The sequence below is a fragment of the Cupriavidus sp. WKF15 genome, from assembly GCF_029278605.1.
Classification (GTDB): domain Bacteria; phylum Pseudomonadota; class Gammaproteobacteria; order Burkholderiales; family Burkholderiaceae; genus Cupriavidus.
On record NZ_CP119573.1, the window covers coordinates 546,247 to 562,963 of the forward strand.

Below are 16,717 nucleotides of genomic sequence, written 5' to 3' on the forward strand. Positions count from 1 at the left end.
GCATTGGTGAGACGCTACCCGGTCAGGGTTGCGCAGAGGTACCGTCTCCCGCTTCCGGTACCCCATCCTCGCGCAGCCACACCGTGAACTCCGTCCCCTGGCCCGGTGCGCTTTCGACCGTGATCCGGCCGCCGTATTGCTCCACCAGTGCATAGCTGATGGACAAGCCCAGGCCGGTTCCCTTCTGCTTCTTGGTGGTGAAGAACGGATTGAAAATGCTGGGCAGATCGTCCGCGCGAATACCGTGGCCACTATCGCGCACATGCAGCGTCACGCCGTGCGGCGCCCAGTCGCGCGTGGCGAGTGTCAACGTCCCCCCGTCCGGCATGGCGTGGATAGCGTTGGTCAGCAGGTTGACCACCACCTGCTGCAGCTCGCTGCGGCTGATGCGCACCAGCCGCGTCGCACGCAAGTCCAGCTCGATGCGGATCGCCGTTCCTTTCATGGTGTGCCGCACCAGATCCAGGCAGCGCGTGGCCACTTCGCCGGCGTCCAGGCTTTCGGTACTGCCGGCGAACGCCTCGGGCCGCACGAACTGCAGCAGCTGATTGACCAGCAGGTGGATGCGGCGCACCTGTTCGTCGATCAAACGCAGTTCATGCTGCACCGGCTCCGCCGCGGTGCCGAGGATGTCGCGGGCTACGTCGAGGTTGCCCTGGATTACCGCGATCGGGTTGTTGATTTCATGGGCTACGCCGGCAGTCAGCTGCCCTGCCACCGCCAGCTTTTCAGACGTAATCAATTGCTGCCGGGTCGCGCGCAGGACGGCATTGGCATGCTCCAGCTCGTGGGTACGCTCGGCGACCTTGCGGTCCAGCGCGTCAGCCCATTCCTTCAACTGGTCATTGCGCTCCTGCAGGTCCGACAGCAGCTGGTCAAACTGGCCTGCGAGCTGGCCGAGCTCGTCGTGGCTGCGAACCGGTCCTACGCGCGCCTGCGCATCGCCGGCCTTGAGCGCGTGCATCGTGCCGACCATGCGCGCCATCGGCTCGAACACGCGCCTGGCCCACAGCAGCGACAGCAGCGCTCCCGCCAGGGCCAGCAGCACGAACAGGCCGACCAGCAGTGCCAGGGCCACTTCCTTGACCTGGGCGATTGGTCTGGCCAGATAGCCCACGTAAAGCATGCCGATGCGCTCCCCCCTGCTGTCGGCGATGGGCTCATACGCACTCATGTACCAGTCATTGACCACGAAGGCCAGGTCCAGCCATTTCTCGCCGCGCAGCAGGACCTTGTCGCGCACTTCACGCGAGACCCGCGTCCCCAGTGCGCGCTCGCCATGGAACAGGCGCACATTGGTGGCAATGCGAGTATCGTCCAGGAATAGCGTCGCCGTGCCCTGGCTGCCTCTGGGCAAGGATTCGGGCTGGTAGACCAGCGCATTGATGGCATCGATAAACGCGAGGTTGTGGTTCAGCAGCGTGCCGCCGTGCAGGATGGCCACCAGTTTCCCGCTCGCGTCGAACACCGGGGCCGCCGCATGCACGACCATGCCGCGGCTTTCGAGGGACCGCTCGGTCGGCACCGCATTCGGGGTCGACCGCAGGGCCACCTGTGCGCGCTGGCCCAGTTCGCCCGAAACACTGGCGAGCTGCGCGGCGGACCACGCATCGGTGGCGGCATCGGCGCGCCCAGCGGCCGCGCTGGCAACGACACGCCAGCTGGCGTTGCCGCTTGCGGCCCCATCTGCCGCCGGGGCCAGCGGCCGCCCTTGCGGGTCGAGCAGTTGCAGGAAGTCCAGCCCATGCGTGCGCTGCGCCTCCTGCAACATCGGCGCCGTGGCGCTGCCTGCCGACAGCCGGTCCACCAGTGCGTATGAACGCGCCTCCTGCAGAACCCGGTCGCCCACGCCGTCGACCATATGCGCGAAGTACTCGTGCGCGACGAGCAGGTCGCTGTTGACTTTGTATGCCAGCAGCGCCTGGAATACCCGGTCGCCCCACACGGCCATCATCAGCAGCAAGGCCGCCAGCGCAACCACCAGCGGTGCAACGACGATCGATACCAGCTTGGCGCGCAGCGAGCCGCGGTACCGGTGCAGGAGTGCCGACATGCTCAAGGGCGCAGGCCCCACTGCAGGCACTTTCGGTCCAGCGTGCGTCGCGAAATGCCAAGCCGGCGCGCCGCCTCCGCGCGGTTGCCACGCTCGGCCTCCAGGACCCTCACGATATGGCGTCGCTCGACTGTCTCCAGCAGACTCGGATCATCCGCCATGGCGGATGAGTCCGGCCCGGTTGCCGCCAGGTCTTCGGCCTCGGCCCCCGCGCCGTGACCGGCGCCCTGCATTCCATCCATTCCTTCTGCTGCGGCGCCCCCTGCCCCGGCCACCAGCGACTCAATCGGGTATTCGCCAAGAATCAGCGCGCGCTCGACCAGGTTACGCAGTTCCCGGGCATTGCCCGGCCAGTCATAGCGCTTGAGCAGGCGTGCCAGCGAAGGAGGCAGTGCCACCGTCGGCAACCCGAGCTGCGCCGACAATTGCTCCGAAAAATGCTCGGCCAGCGGCACGATATCCTCCGGACGCTGCCGCAGCGGGGGAATAGCGATCGATACCACGTCGAGGCGGTAATAGAGGTCCTGGCGGAAGCGCCCGGCTGCGACCTCGTTGGCAAGGTCGCGGTTGCCGGCCGCAACGATGCGTACATCCACGCCGATCTCGCGCTCGGTGCCCAGCGGGCGGATGCGCCGGTCCTCGATCACCCGTAGCAGCTTGGCCTGCATCGGCAGCGGCAGTTCCGCGATCTCGTCGAGGAACAGCGTACCGCCGTCCGCGTAGAGGAACAGACCGTGGCGAGCGCCAGCGGCCCCCGTGAACGCGCCCTTCGCGTGGCCAAACAATTCGCTCTCGATGATGTCGGGCGCCATCGCTCCGCAGTTCAGCGGTACGAACTGTCCCTGCCTCCCGCTGAGCCGGTGCAACTCGCGCGCGACGACTTCCTTGCCCGTGCCGGACTCGCCCGTCACCAGCACGGTCGATGGCATCGGGGCTACGCGGGCCACCAGCGCCATCACCTTTTTCATGGCGTCCGACTCGCCGATGAAATCCTTGTGAATGGTGTACTTGTCCAGTTCACGGCGCAGGAGATAGTTCTCGCGAGCCAGGCGAGCACGGTCGAAGCAACGCCCGATGGCGTTGAGCATCTGGTCGACGCGGAAAGGCTTGACCACGAGATCCGAGGCTCCCGAACGCAACGCCGCGATAGCAGTCTCGACGTCGGCAAAGGCCGTCATCAGGATGACGTCGGTGGGGTTGCCGGCGCTGCGCAGCGCCTGCAGCCACTCCAGGCCACTGGAGCCCGGCAGCGCGACATCAAGCAGGATCAGGTCGACATGCTGCTTCTCGAGCAGCGCGGCGCCAGCCTCGGCGCTGTCTGCAACCAGGACGCCGGCCACCTTGCCTTCCAGTGCGCGCGACAGGAACGAGCGCATGCCGGCCTCGTCGTCCACCACCAGGATCGTGCGGCGCTGCCAGTTGTCGGAATCGGCCGACGCGCTTTGTCTTTCGCTCATCACTCAAGTTCTGTTGCACCCGGCAGTCCGGCGCAAGGACGCCGTCCCCGCCGCGGGCGGATGGAGAGTCTAGCCACATTCGCGCAATGGGCAGTATTAGGAGTAATCCGAGCCCGCCGCGTCGTGCGGAACCGCTGGTGGACAGATTGTCGCGTGCGCGGCCCGCACCCGGACATTTTGTCCATCGCCATCCCATGCGCCACCGCGAAGCACATGCTGCAAGTGCTTGATGGCAAAAGAAATCAATCCTGGGCATGGCTTTTGCTGAAGGGCGCACTCCAGCCCCGTCGCACCAGACGACAGTCAGAAGCTGCCACTTTAGCCAGGAGACAAAGACATGCCCTCTACCGCCCAGGCGCAAGCGCCTTCGCAAACCCAGGCCCCGGCGTCTGCATACCTGCCGCATGCCCCCCGTCCTTCGGCCTTCTCCAAGGAGGCGATCATTGCCAGGCCGGGCTTCAACCGGTGGATGGTGCCGCCTGCCGCGCTGGCAGTGCACCTGTGCATCGGCCAGGCCTATGCGTTTTCGGTATTCAATGAACCGCTCACCCGGATTCTCGGGGTGACGCGTTCCGTGCCCGGCGACTGGCAACTCACCACGCTCGGCTGGGTATTCTCCCTGGCGATCTTTTTCCTCGGCATCTCGGCCGCCTTCGCCGGCAAGTGGCTGGAGAAGGTCGGGCCCCGGCGCACCATGTTCACTGCCGCTTGCTGTTTCGGCGGCGGCTTCCTGGTATCTGCGCTTGGCATCTGGCTGCACCAGATCTGGCTCGTCTACCTGGGCTACGGCGTGCTGGGCGGCATCGGCCTGGGCCTGGGCTATGTCTCTCCGGTGTCGACGCTGATCCGCTGGTTTCCGGACCGGCGCGGCATGGCCACTGGTATGGCGATCATGGGCTTCGGCGGCGGCGCCATGATTGGCGCGCCGCTTTCGGTCGCGCTGATGAACCACTTCAAGAGCGCAACCAGCACGGGCGTAGCAGAAACGTTCCTGGTGATGGGGACGATCTACTTTCTCTCGATGTCTATCGGCGCTCTGGCTATCCGGATCCCCGCGCCGGGCTGGGCACCCGAAGGCTATGTGCCGGCGAACAAGCCGGGCAAGATGGTCACGCACGCCAATGTGCACATCGACCAGGCACTGAAGACACCGCAGTTCTACCTGCTCTGGCTGATCCTGTTCCTGAACATCACCGCCGGCATCGGCGTGCTGAGCCAGGCTGCGGTGATGATCCAGGAAACCTTCAAGGGTGCCATCACCGCCGCCGCGGCAGCCGGCTTCGTCGGCCTGCTCAGCATCGGCAACATGACCGGGCGCTTCCTGTGGAGTTCGGCCAGCGACTACCTGGGCCGCAAGGCGACCTACGCGGTCTTCTTCGCCCTGGGCGCCGCGCTCTACCTGGCCGTGCCGGCCATCGGCGCCGCCGGCAACGTCGCCATGTTCGTCACTTGCTACTTCCTGATCCTGACCATGTACGGCGGCGGCTTCAGCACCATTCCTGCCTACCTGGCAGACATGTTCGGCACCGCTTATGTCGGTGGGATCCATGGCCGGCTGCTCACTGCCTGGGCAGCTGCCGGCATCGCCGGCCCGGCACTGGTGAACTACATCCGGGAATACAAGCTGGCACTCGGGGTGCCAAGGTCCGAGGTCTACGTGGATACCTTGCACATCATGGCGGCGCTGCTGATGGTCGGGTTTATCTGCAACCTGCTGGTGCGCCCGGTTCATGCTCGGCACCATCTGCGCGAAGTATCGAGCGTCGCGTGAGCGCGCCACGGCTTGACCGCAATCCTTGCACCCACAACACACGAGCCCCGACATGCAAGACAACAACCGCACATTCGCCGAGACCACGCTCTTGATCGCATTCTGGGCCTACGCGCTCATTCCGCTGGGCGCGGGTATCTGGTCCACCCTCGGCAAAGCCATGACGCTGTTCAGCTGAGCAATACTTGCTGCAAACCGGCTGGCCGCCGCTCTCGGTGGCCAGTACCTGTTTCACGCGCCACCCCATGCGCGTGGCTCGCTCGGCGTAGCAGCGGCTATGGCAAGCGAGCCAAGGTATCTTCCTTCACTGGCCTGTGCCGGCAGTGGCGCCGGCAAAGCCGGAGTCGCCGCTCCGACCACGCTGCATGTCCTTGTCGCCCTGCATGCTTTCGATCGTGGCGAGGATGCGGTCGCAGGTATGGTTGCTCGAGAGGCCCAGCAACTGCGATACACGCTCGCGCGGCACGCCGGCGAGCAGCGCGCGCCGGCAGTAAGTATTCCGAAGAATCCGCGGGCTCATGTCCGGGGCCTCATAGCCGATCTTTCCGAATGCTTCCCGGACGATGTTGCCGAGACTCATGGCGGTGACAGGCTTGCCGCTGGCGCGCAACGCGAAGAGCAGGTTGCCTTCGATGGCCAGCAATCGGCGCCGGGCCCGCCATGCATTCAGGGCGTCAATGCTGAAGCCTTCCAGCGGCACTCTCCTGGCGGGCTTTCCGCGCCCGGCCGCGACAACCAAGTAAGGCGCATCGTCAGCAAGATGAAGATCGCCCAGCTCCGCCGCGCGCCCTTCCGCAGCGGTGATCCCCGAACCAAGAAACAGGCCGACAACCGCGCGCATGCGCAGGCTCGCCACATCGCCATCCAGATCCATCCTGACGAATTCCTGCAGCCGCAGATCTATCTCCTCCGGCAGGAATAGCGGAGTGCTTCCCTGACCGGACCACCCTGCATCGCTTACCAGGGCGGCGACCGGATTGTCGTCCCTGAGACCAATGTCGATCAGGTACCGGCAGAGACGATCGAGCAATTGCACATAGCGCGTGCGCGTGTCCGCGGCGTGGGAAGCGACCTCCGGCTCAAGCCAGAATGTTTCGATATGCCCGCTGCCAAAGTTCGCCATCGTCACGCCGTGGGAAACGAGATGCCGGTGGAACCTGTCCAGCATGGCACGATGCTGGATGATCGACTGCGGCGCAAAGCCACTGTGTCCTGCGCCCGTGCGCTCCCGGGATTGCCAGGCCACATAGGCAAGAGATGGATTTCTTAGCCACAGATCACTCATTTCCGACTACCGTCCAACGCGATGATTCATGCTTCGACATCCGCGCTGGCAAGAACCTTGCGCGCGGACTCTGTCCGTTAGGCAAAATGGTAAGGAGCGTCCGGAGGCGCGAAAGAGTACAGTCGCCGTGCCGACTGAGCGGAACAGTTTGCTAGTGTCTGTCTTGCTTCGCCGTGAACCCGCTCCAGCGAGTTCGTGGACCGGGCAACGTCAGGGCAGCAACTACAATGGCGACTGTCAGAAAGCAGCAGAATATTGAATGCGGCCCGTCAGCCACTTACCAGAGAAGCATCGTTCGCGCTTCTCACCTGCGGGACTTATCGTCCCGGCGGCCATCGCTCTAACGTGCGTTGTTGTGGGTTTAGTCGCGATGGCGCTCGTCCAGATGCGCAGTGATGCCCTGACCAGAGCGGGCGAAGCCGCTTCGAACATCGCCCTGACCCTGGAGCGCAACATCTCGCGCAATTTGCGCATCTACGAGCTCGCACTCGGCGGCATGTCCGACGCGATGCATGACCCGGAAGTGATGGCCATGCCCAGGCAGCTACGGCAACGCCTGATCTTTGACCGCTCAATGAACGCCGAGGACATGGGGTCTTTGTTAGCGACCGATGCGCAAGGCAACCTGGTGCTGGATTCCGCTGCCTGGCCGCCCCGTCCCAACAATGTCAGCGACCGCGACTATTTCCAGGCGCATGCGAAATCGGCAACGCAGAGCATCTTTCTCAGCAAGCCGTTTCAGCCACGTGTGACAACCGGGACAGCATCCATCGCGCTGAGCCGCCGCCTGTCCGGGTCCGACGGCAGTTTTCATGGCATCGCGGTGGGCACGCTGCGGCTGGATTACTTTCGCAAGCTCTTTGAAGGCGTCAACCTGGGCGCCGGCGGCAGCATTACCTTGCTGCGCACGGACGGCACTGTCATCATGCGTCGCCCGTATGCCGAGGCGGATATCGGACACAACATCTCCAGCAGCGCCTCCTTTCCCCCGCTACTGCACGGCACGGAAGGAAACTTCATCGGTATCGCCGCGATTGATGGCGTGCAGCGCCTGTATAGCTACCGGAAGGTCCCCGGCTATCCGCTCGTGATGGTGGTGGGGCTCTCCGTGCAGGACGTCCTCGATCCATGGTATCGGCGCGCCTGGTGGTTTGCGGGCCTGGCCAATGGCATCGGCATCCTGATCATTGGCCTCGCTGTGATGCTGTCCCGCCAATGGCAACGCCGCCTCGAGATGGAAGAGCACCTTCGATCGATGGTCGCTACCGACGGGCTGACCGGCCTGGGAAGCCGGAGGGCGCTCGACGATGCCGCGGACCAGGAATGGCGTCGGGCACGGCGCGACGGTACGGCGCTCTCCCTGCTGATGCTCGACGTAGACCACTTCAAGCAATTCAATGACGTGTACGGACACCTGGCGGGAGACGACGCCCTGGTTGCCGTCGGGCAGTGCATTCGGAGGCATATCCGTCGCCCTGGAGACTATGCGGGCCGCTACGGAGGTGAGGAATTCGCCATCTTGCTTCCTGGCACCGATGAAGCCGGTGCGCGTAAGGTCGCCGAAGCCATCAGAGCCGCTGCTCAATCGTTGCGCATTGAAGTCGGCGCCGCGGCATCCGCCACGCTGACGGTCAGCATCGGGGTCGCGACTGACGCCCAGGCCGGAACGGAGCATCGCACCTTCTCCGACTTGCGCGCGTTCTTCCTGGCAGGTGACGAAGCGCTGTATCTGGCCAAACGCGGCGGCCGGAACCGCGTCGTCGAAGCGCACGCCCACGCTGCGGGCATCGCCGGACCTGAGCCCAGCACAGTTGCGCAGCTTCCACATTAGTGGATATATTCTCATCACGATGGACTCCCCCGGGGAGACTCTCCATGAGCGTATACGTCGCACGAAATCGAGCCAGCGCGATCGAGCACATCAGATCGCATGCGGAAGGTACGGTTGACCTGGACTACGAGACGGCATGGGAAGACGCCCTGGAGCTTGGCCGGCTTGGACAGCAGTGCGGCATCGCCGTCCAGTTCAGGACGATCGAGCATATCGCGGTGGAATCGCCTGACGCCCTCGCTCGGGGGTTACGCGGGGAGAAACGCACATTCCGTCAGCGCTACCTGTATTGCAAGTTTGATATGACCACGCTTGCGGAGGATTGCCTCTGCGAGCTGGAATCCCTCGCCATCATGCACGGCGACTACATCCTGCCAGGCCATATGCTTGAGGATGCAACCTTGACCTGGGGTTGAACGGCCGCGAGAGGCATCCCGAGATGGCATCCCGTTACTCGGCTGCCTCGCGACATAGCAACTCTACTTAAGAAGAATCCCTGAAAGCGAAAACAGCCCGGCAAAAGTACGATACAGGAACGCTTGTATGAAGGAATGCATCATGCGCCCTCACTATGCGTCCGAAGAAGACTGGCCGGATGTTGAAGCTCTGCTGCGCGCGTCATCGCTCTCCATCGAGGGAGTACGCGATCGGATCGATCAGTACATCGTGGTCCGCGACAATGCCGGGCTGCTCGGTTGCGCTGGCGTCGAGCGCTATGAGACAACGGGGGTGCTTCGCGCTCTCGTCGTTGCGCAACGGGGGAGATCGGCGGGTCTTGGCGAGCTGATGCTGTCGGCCATCGTCGCGGATATCCGGCTGCAAGGGGTCGACTCCATCGTCCTTCAGACTGAAACCGCTTCGGGCTATTTCGCCCGCCTGGGATTCTTGCCCATCAGCGCTACGGATCTCCCCGCTGCCGTGCGCCCGTCTCCGGCATTCAAGCCGGACGAGATGGGCGCCGGTACCCTGATGCAGATTGCCTTGTGAAGCCATTGCTCGGATTCGTTAAGCACATCCAGGATGCTGATCTGCGGTGCATCTTGTTAGGTGGGTCCGACACTTTGCCGGGCTTGTGGATGACCAGTCCCTGTTCGCAAAGCGACGCAGATACGCGCCCAAGCCGGGGGCCGGAATGGTCGGCCCCGACGTTGAGTATTAATCGCGGTAGGAATGCTCATTACTGAGCACCCCCCGCACAGATCCGTACGAGCCCGATTCGGGCATACGGCTCCTACCTTGGGTGTTTGACGTCAAAGCGCCGGTCAGGCCACGGATGAAGGATTCGGGGCGGCGGGAGCCAGGCATCCGCGATCCGCTCGACCCGCTTCCACGTCATGTGATCCTTTTGACTGCGACGCCGAAGCGCACGCCGCCAGAGGTCCATAACGTGGTAACGGAAAGCGCCGAGTGCTCGCGAATTCGTTGGTACTGCGTGGTACGCGAAGTATCCGCGCACCACCTGCCTGAGCCATTTTCCTTGCGCAGGAATCGGCTCGTGCATGCGCTGCCGCAGATCCTCCTTGATCTGCCTGAGCTTCGCCCGCATACGATCACCTCGGGTCTTCCGCTGCAACTGGAAGGCACCGCGACGCGATCGTCCGCAGATAAAGATGAAACCCAGGAAGCCGAAGGTCTCCGGCCGGCCAAGGCCTCGACTCTGGCGGTTGGCCGCTGCGTTGCGACCAAACTCCAGTAGCCTCGTCTTGTCCGGGTGAAGCGCAAGCGAGAACTCCTCCAGCCTCTGTCGCATCGCGTCCCAGAAGCGCCGCGCGTCAGCTTCGTGCTCGAAACCAACCACAACATCATCCGCGTACCGCAGAATAATGACGTTGCCCTTAGCTTCCCGCCGTCGCCATCGGTTGGCCCAGAGATCAAATACGTAGTGCAGATGCACGTTCGCGAACAGTGGCGACGCCACCGAGCCCTGCGGTGTACCTGTTTCACTGACGCTCAGTTCTCCGTTCTCCAGAACGCCCGCCTTGAGCCATTTCCGCACAAGACGAATGACGCGATCGTCGCCGATTCGATGCTCCATGAACCGAACCAGCCAGTCCTGGCTGACCGAGTCAAAGAAGCTCCGGATGTCGGCGTCTAAAATCCAATTCACCGGGGTGCGGGTGATCGCCGTTGCCAATGCGTCCAGCGCATCATGCTGACTGCGTCCGGGTCGGAACCCGTACGAGAAACCGATAAAGTCTTCCTCGTAGATCGCGTTTAGCACTTCAACCACCGCGCGCTGGACGATTTTGTCTTCCAGTGCGGCAATCCCCAACGGGCGCTGTTTGCCGTCCGGCTTGGGTATGTACTGCCGCCGAACGGGCAGTGCCCGATACGCTCCGCTGAGTACTTGCGTGTGCAGAAGCTGAAGATGCTCCTCCAGTTCCGCCTCATAGTACCGCCACGTCATGCCATCCACTCCGGGCGCCGCGTTGCGTTTGAGCGCATAGAACGACTCCCGAAGCCGGTCGACCGTGACGTGATGCAGAAGCGCGGTGAACCGTTCCTTCTTCCGCTGCCTTGCAGCTTGACGTACACGTTCCAGTCCCTGTGGCACGCTTACCCGGTTCTGTGCCCGGCACGTGTTGGACTGACCCATGCTCCCCTTGGTCCCCGCCCTTCGCTCCACCCACTCCGCAGCCTTCACGGCGTTGTTCGCAGGCTTCTTCGCTACTACGGCGGAGTCTGACTTCTCCCGTCCGTTCATCATCGGCTACGGCTCCTCGCCTTCCCGATGCGGACCAGCCCATGCCGCGACTGGCCAGACGAGAGATCTCCCGGTTCCCGTGCAAAGAGCGTCCGTGCGTGCCAGGGTCTTCGACCACGCCGGGTCGTTGAGGCGCTCGCGCTCACGCGCCTCTTCGTATTGCCTTCCGCGTTCTGAACCGCGTCGGCACCCGGAATTGCATATCTATCGCGGCTCAATGGCTGGCCCGCACGCTCCCCTACCGACGCTTCGCCGACCACCTCGCGGCGGCCTGCGCACGGCTCGGGGCCGATGTGGTTCGCTATTCCTTCATCGTAGTGGACTCTCACCACCTACTCCTTGCCGGTCTCCCGGCGCACTCAGAAGATATGGCGGACACCTGCTGCAACGCCGATCATAGACGTCTGCCCGTTCGCCGGCGCGTAAGTGTTATTGAGTAAGAGGCTGGCGCCATAGCCAGACGCCCCGGATTCGAGCATCAGTCCGGCGTTCCGCGCATAGGCCGTGGACACATACAAATCTGTCCTCTTGCTCAGGCTATATTTGGCCATGAAGAGCAATTGCCAAGGGTTCGCCACCGCAGCGTTGCCGTTCAGATTTCGGACTTTCTGGTAATCATATTCAAGCGTCAGTTCGACGGATGGCGTCAATTGATAATTCGCCCCAAGCCAGTGATAGTCATCGCGTAAAACTGTCAGGCTATTCTGATCCTTGTTCTGTCCCCAACGATACCCGCCCATGACCTTGGTCTTGCTATCGAACATATAGCTCGCGGCGACCGCTACGCGCCGATTGGTACCGCTGCCCTGGGCGATTGACGGATTGTACTGATCGTAGTCGATGGTGAAGCCGAACGCGCCGGGCATATAGATCAGCGCGGCGCCATACCCCGTGTCATTCCTGGCTCGCCCCGGAACCTCGCCATTGCCTCCGACCACGACTTGCTGAGCGAACGGACTGGTAGGGGGCAAAGTCATCCCGACACCAAAGGACCAATGCGCAATCGCCGTCACCGGCCCCACCACGGCGGCGTACTGAACGGCATTGTTTTCGCGGAAGTTTGGACCGGCTATCACACCGATCGGCTCATACTGAACCGAGTAGGCCCCCGGCATGAAATTAGCCAATCCGAGAAAGAGGGAAGTATATTGCCGGCCGAATGTGAGTTGGCCAAACTTGTTGCTTCGCAAACCGACGTACGCCTGTCGGTCAAACAGTGTGTTGTTCATCTCCAGAGCACCTGTATCGGCCTGAAAGCCGCTTTCCAGTACGAATAGCGACTTCATGCCCGCGCCCAGGTCCTCTTCTCCGCGCAAGCCCCAGCGGGATCCCGCAAGACCGCCGCTGTTCAATCGGGTGACGCTGTGCCCCATCCCAGGGTTGTAGAGATTCGTGGGTAACGGAACAGATCCAACTCGATTAACGTATTCGAGATTGGTGTCAACAACCCCATACAGCGTGACACTGGACTGGGCGTGGGCTGCCCCGGAAAACAATCCGACGGCTGCGCAGGTAAGAAGGCGCTCTTTCATGCTGCAATGTCTCCTCGTTATCGTAGCGGTGGTCATGAAAGCATGTGGAAAGAGATCTGGAAGGGTCGTCACAGCGTGCAGCCGCGCACCATCGAGACACAGCAACGCAAACGCCGAACGAGAGTTCGCGGCCGTGTACCCCGGGTCTCGCCGGACCCGGCTGAAAAGTGGCGATGGGAACGGCTATCTCAGCCGTGGCGTCAGCTCATCGGGGCGCGCTTAGCGACGGATCCCGCTTCCACGTCCGACGCCGTGGGAACTAGAACGATTTCGCCGAGATACAGGCTTTCGTGCAGTTCGCATTCCCTGTGCGCCGTTCCTGCTTTGTGATGGATTTCAATGCGATAGACGCCGCTTTTCGCGGGCAGGTCGCCAAAGCGGAAGTCGCCGAAATCATCGCTTGCTGTCATGGCAATCTTCTTGTCGCCCTGGTACAGCGAGACTTCGGCGCCCGCAACACAATCGGACTTGCCAGATGCCTTGACGCTGACGCTGCCGCCGATGAAGCAAGTTTCCCAGCGCTCCAGCCCCCGGTAATAGACTCTCGGCCTTGCGCCAAGCTTGGGCAGCAGCACCTTCAATCCCTCGGCGCTGGCCTTCCGGGCCATGGCGCTGTCGTCAAGCTTCACCGCCTCGAAGACATCGGTTGGGCATGCTTGCTGACAGCGGGGGCGCTGCCAACCGTTGTCGAGCAAGTGGCCATCGAAGATCCACGTCTGGGGGAGCTGGAGCTCCTCGTTCCAGACAATGGCCTTGTAAGGGCAGGAACGCACGATGTCCTTGCGGCCCTTGCCCTTGACGGGGTCGATAATGACGATGCCGTCCTTGCGCTTCGTGATCGCGTCACCGCCCACCTTCATGCATGGCGCGTTGTCGCAATGGTTGCACATGACGGGCAGATAGGTCGTCCGGACCATTGGCGCGTGACCCTCGACGCGGCGCAGAATGCGGATCGTGCTTTCACCGGACACGGATGCGGGGGCCGCATACCCGGGAAAGTCGTTGCCGACGTGTTCGTCCTTCTCGGCAATTACGCAGTTATAGCAATTCTCGCAACGGCCGACGTTGATGATGAGATTCCACTTAGTCATGAGCGATCCCCGCGGGGGCGCGGAGCTTGAATTGCTCGGCGCCATGCCATTTTTCAATCTGCACCAGACATGAATTGGGGCTCATGCTGCTTGTGCCCCGCGTCTGGGGGCGGTCCGGCGTGAGGATATTCATGCAGCCGCCGATCTCGACCGTTTCGCCTCCGACGTCCACCATCTGGAACTCGGCACTCGCCTCATGCGACTTCACCACGCCCGGAACCATCAGCGGCGAGATATCCGCCGCACAGATCACGGCCCCGCGGTCGTTATAGACCTTGACCAGGTCACGGTGGGCAATCCCGCGTTCTTTCGCGTCGACGGCATTGATGCGCAATAGCCAGAAGTCATGACCGGCGATTCGGGCACGGTGGTCTCGCACGTGATTCACGGCGCTGTTCTTGCCATCACTCGACGTGTGGAAGCTATAGCGAGAATGCGTAGCGATCATCTGCAGGGGATACTTGCCCGCCAGCGTGGTCGTCCCGAGACCTTCCCACGAGGGGATGTAGCGATTGAGCGCCGGCCGGTCGGGATTGTCTGCTGTGTGGCGCCTGAGAGTTTCAGGAACGAACTCGATCTTGCCACTGGGCGTTTGCAAGCCCGTGCCGAATTCCTCGGCAAATTGGCTTGGTAGCGGATGCGGCTCGGGGAGGTCCTTCTGGCGGCCTTCCGCGAACCACCGCATATCCACCGGCTGGCTGAAATCCGGCCCTTCCGGCGGGACAACGTAGTAACCCTTGCGACAGAACTCCTTCCAGGAGATGTGATTCGGCAGATCGGAGCCATCGAACACGCGCTTGACCCAGTCAAGTTCCGAACCGCCTTCGGTAAACAGTGCGCCGAGACCGAGTCGCTCCAGAATTCCGGTGAATATGTCGTAGTCAGACCGCGACTCACCGAGTGGATCGATGCACTTGTGTTGCAGCGTTATAACGCGATGATTGACGCCGGCAATCCCGTGATGCGCGTACCCCCCCGAATTCGACCATTCGCCAATGTCCCAGCGCTCCAGCGAGGAGCATGCCGGAAGAATGATGTCAGCGAACTGGGCCTCGCCCTCCATCCAGATCGATTGATTGACGACAAATTCAATGCTCGGGTGACGATAGGCATCGATCCATCGGCCGGACTTGGTGACGGTGCTGAATGCCGAGCCTCCGTACCGGTAGATCATGTGGATGGGCGAATAACCTGGCATCGGATACGTGAAAGGCGCGAATTGCGCTTCCTGCGAAATACCGTCCCAGAGATAGCCGCTGGCGTGGCCGTTGATGATGGCGTCGGGCAGCTGCTGCCGCGGGACCATTTGCTTGACGGGGTTCATCGTCAGAATGTGTGGCATCCGCTGATAGTTATTGACAGCGTTGCCAGTCCACATCAGATCACCGGAAATCCCTCCATCCGCGTACCCCGGAAAGTAGAAATGGAGGTCCACCGGCGTGCCGAGCTGAAGGCATCCGAAATTGACCCCTGGCTTGCCCCAGCCCTGCATCGCCATCATCATGATCATGCAGCGCGCCCACTGTTGCCCTGTGGCGCCGCGGCCAGCGCCGCCGAATCCTGCGCCCGTCATGCCGGCTGCCAGATAGACCTTCCTGTTGCCCCACTTTCGCGCGAGGGCGCGCACGTCCTTCGCGGGAACGCCCGTTTCGGTTTCTTGCCACTCCGGGGTCTTGGGGATACCGTCGGTTTGTCCCAGCAGATAGGCCTTCCACTCTTCGAAGCCCGTCGTGCGGGTCGCAACGTAATCCTTGTCGTACAAGTCCTCGACCGCCCACACATACATGATTGCAGTAGCCAGAGCGGCGTCAGTTTGCGGCCGTACCGGAATCCAGCGCCCGCCGAGCAATTGCGCCGTCGGATTGTTGTGCGGGTCGATGTGTATGAACTCGATGCCGAGTTCCTTGGCCCACAGGCGCCGTTGCGTCCCTTCGAACCCCGCATAGGCACCATTTGTGCTCTCCGGATCGCAGGACCAGAAGACAATCAGCTCGGCTTCCTTGAGACAATCCTCGACTCCACCATAGCCCGCCGGTACGCCTATTCGCATGGAGTTGCCGAAGTGATGCATCGCGCCCCAGTACCAGCCCTCCCAACTGTCCGGATTGGCTGCGACACGGGTGAAACCGATCAGATTGGCGAAGCGCGTCAAGGCGCTGAGGTAGTAGCCGACGTTGCCCCACTGATGGTGGGACGACATCGGAAAGGTGATGGCGCCAGGACCGTGAACCCGTTTCTGCCGGTTGATTTCCCTGGCGACAATATCAAGGGCTTCGTCCCATGAGATCTGCACGTAACCTGATTTCCCTCGATTCTGCGGATTGCGCTCGCCATCGGGATCGAAATCCACGCGCTTCATCGGATGAAGAATGCGTTTGTCCGAGTAGACGACCGACTTCAGCGTCATGGCATGGGGCGCTACCAGTGCACGGCGCTGCGGTCGAAAGGTCTTCCCGCGCGCCCTGATCTCCCAGCCTTGGGCATCGTCGGCGTCGAACTCGAGAGGTGTCACGCGTAGGATGCGCCCCGCTTTTACATAGACGAACAGCGGCCCGCCATTCGTGCATGTCGTGAAGCGGCGCGTTCCGTCGGCCATCGGCTTACCCATCGAGACGCCCACAGTCTGGCTGAGGTTCAGCGTTTGCATGAACCAGACCACCAAGGGATCCGGCCCCTTCGTGATGACCTTGAAATTCTTCGCGGCGTGGATGATATCGCCCTGATCCGGGTTGGGCATGAGGAATTTCAGGGCCGTGGGGAGATCCCTGAACAGCAGGCTGACGTCGGGTTCGACGCTTTTAGCGTTCCGCGATCGCACCTTCCCCCCCTTAATCTCGAGGTTCAGACCAACACTTCCGTCCAGCAGACCGATGAAGGCGGTACAGTTCTTATGCTTCAGTCGCTGGCGAAAATGCGGGTGCTTCCAGGCGGTCAGATTGAGCACCCTTGGCAAGGCGAACAAGATGGTTCGAAGGACAATCTTTTTCATCACT

The 16,717-nt window shown here is 62.3% G+C and carries 12 protein-coding genes; 5 read left to right on the forward strand and 7 right to left on the reverse strand.

Going from position 1 to position 16,717, the window contains the following annotated elements:
* Positions 1–22 precede the first annotated feature (22 nt).
* Positions 23–2,053, reverse strand: a complete 2,031-nt coding sequence (locus CupriaWKF_RS19875) for a cache domain-containing protein (RefSeq protein WP_276102484.1) — start codon at positions 2,051–2,053, stop codon at positions 23–25.
* A gap of 2 nt (positions 2,054–2,055) precedes the next feature.
* Positions 2,056–3,510, reverse strand: coding sequence for a sigma-54 dependent transcriptional regulator (locus tag CupriaWKF_RS19880; protein ID WP_276102485.1), 1,455 nt, complete (start codon positions 3,508–3,510; stop codon positions 2,056–2,058).
* 337 nt (positions 3,511–3,847) lie between these two features.
* Here CupriaWKF_RS19880 and CupriaWKF_RS19885 point away from each other — a divergent pair, with 337 nt between their 5' ends.
* A complete protein-coding gene (locus CupriaWKF_RS19885; protein ID WP_276102486.1) occupies positions 3,848–5,281 on the forward strand; it encodes an OFA family MFS transporter in 1,434 nt (477 codons plus the stop codon).
* A 52-nt stretch (positions 5,282–5,333) separates the two neighbouring features.
* Positions 5,334–5,459 (forward strand): hypothetical protein, encoded by a 126-nt coding sequence (locus CupriaWKF_RS19890; RefSeq protein WP_276102487.1) that lies wholly within the window; start codon positions 5,334–5,336, stop codon positions 5,457–5,459.
* A 126-nt stretch (positions 5,460–5,585) separates the two neighbouring features.
* On the opposite strand, the gene CupriaWKF_RS19895 is transcribed toward CupriaWKF_RS19890, so the two are convergent.
* Positions 5,586–6,566, reverse strand: a complete 981-nt coding sequence (locus CupriaWKF_RS19895; protein ID WP_276102488.1) for a site-specific integrase — start codon at positions 6,564–6,566, stop codon at positions 5,586–5,588.
* A 370-nt stretch (positions 6,567–6,936) separates the two neighbouring features.
* Here CupriaWKF_RS19895 and CupriaWKF_RS19900 point away from each other — a divergent pair, with 370 nt between their 5' ends.
* The 3 genes from CupriaWKF_RS19900 (at position 6,937) to CupriaWKF_RS19910 (ending at position 9,384) form a co-directional block, all read left to right on the forward strand.
* Entirely contained in the window at positions 6,937–8,397 is a 1,461-nt protein-coding gene (locus tag CupriaWKF_RS19900) for a sensor domain-containing diguanylate cyclase (RefSeq protein WP_276102489.1), read from the forward strand.
* Between the two features lie 44 nt (positions 8,398–8,441).
* Positions 8,442–8,813 carry a PHA-granule associated protein 4 gene (locus CupriaWKF_RS19905; protein WP_276102490.1) on the forward strand — a complete coding sequence of 124 codons (372 nt, stop codon included), beginning with the start codon at positions 8,442–8,444 and terminating at the stop codon, positions 8,811–8,813.
* Between the two features lie 127 nt (positions 8,814–8,940).
* Positions 8,941–9,384: a GNAT family N-acetyltransferase gene (locus tag CupriaWKF_RS19910; protein WP_276102491.1), complete on the forward strand. Its 444-nt coding sequence runs from the start codon at positions 8,941–8,943 to the stop codon at positions 9,382–9,384.
* A 244-nt stretch (positions 9,385–9,628) separates the two neighbouring features.
* Here the strand turns inward: CupriaWKF_RS19910 and ltrA are convergent, their stop codons facing one another.
* From ltrA to CupriaWKF_RS19930, 4 genes are all read right to left on the reverse strand, one after another.
* The gene (ltrA, locus tag CupriaWKF_RS19915) at positions 9,629–11,104 is read right to left on the reverse strand and encodes a group II intron reverse transcriptase/maturase (RefSeq protein ID WP_276102492.1); all 1,476 of its coding nucleotides are present in this window, start codon (positions 11,102–11,104) and stop codon (positions 9,629–9,631) included.
* Between the two features lie 356 nt (positions 11,105–11,460).
* A complete protein-coding gene (locus CupriaWKF_RS19920) occupies positions 11,461–12,633 on the reverse strand; it encodes a porin (RefSeq protein WP_276102493.1) in 1,173 nt (390 codons plus the stop codon).
* A 200-nt stretch (positions 12,634–12,833) separates the two neighbouring features.
* A complete protein-coding gene (locus CupriaWKF_RS19925; RefSeq protein WP_276102494.1) occupies positions 12,834–13,724 on the reverse strand; it encodes a 4Fe-4S dicluster domain-containing protein in 891 nt (296 codons plus the stop codon).
* Positions 13,717–16,713 (reverse strand): molybdopterin-dependent oxidoreductase, encoded by a 2,997-nt coding sequence (locus CupriaWKF_RS19930; RefSeq protein ID WP_276102495.1) that lies wholly within the window; start codon positions 16,711–16,713, stop codon positions 13,717–13,719. Before CupriaWKF_RS19930 ends, CupriaWKF_RS19925 begins: the two co-directional genes overlap by 8 nt.
* Between the last annotated feature and the right edge of the window lie 4 nt (positions 16,714–16,717).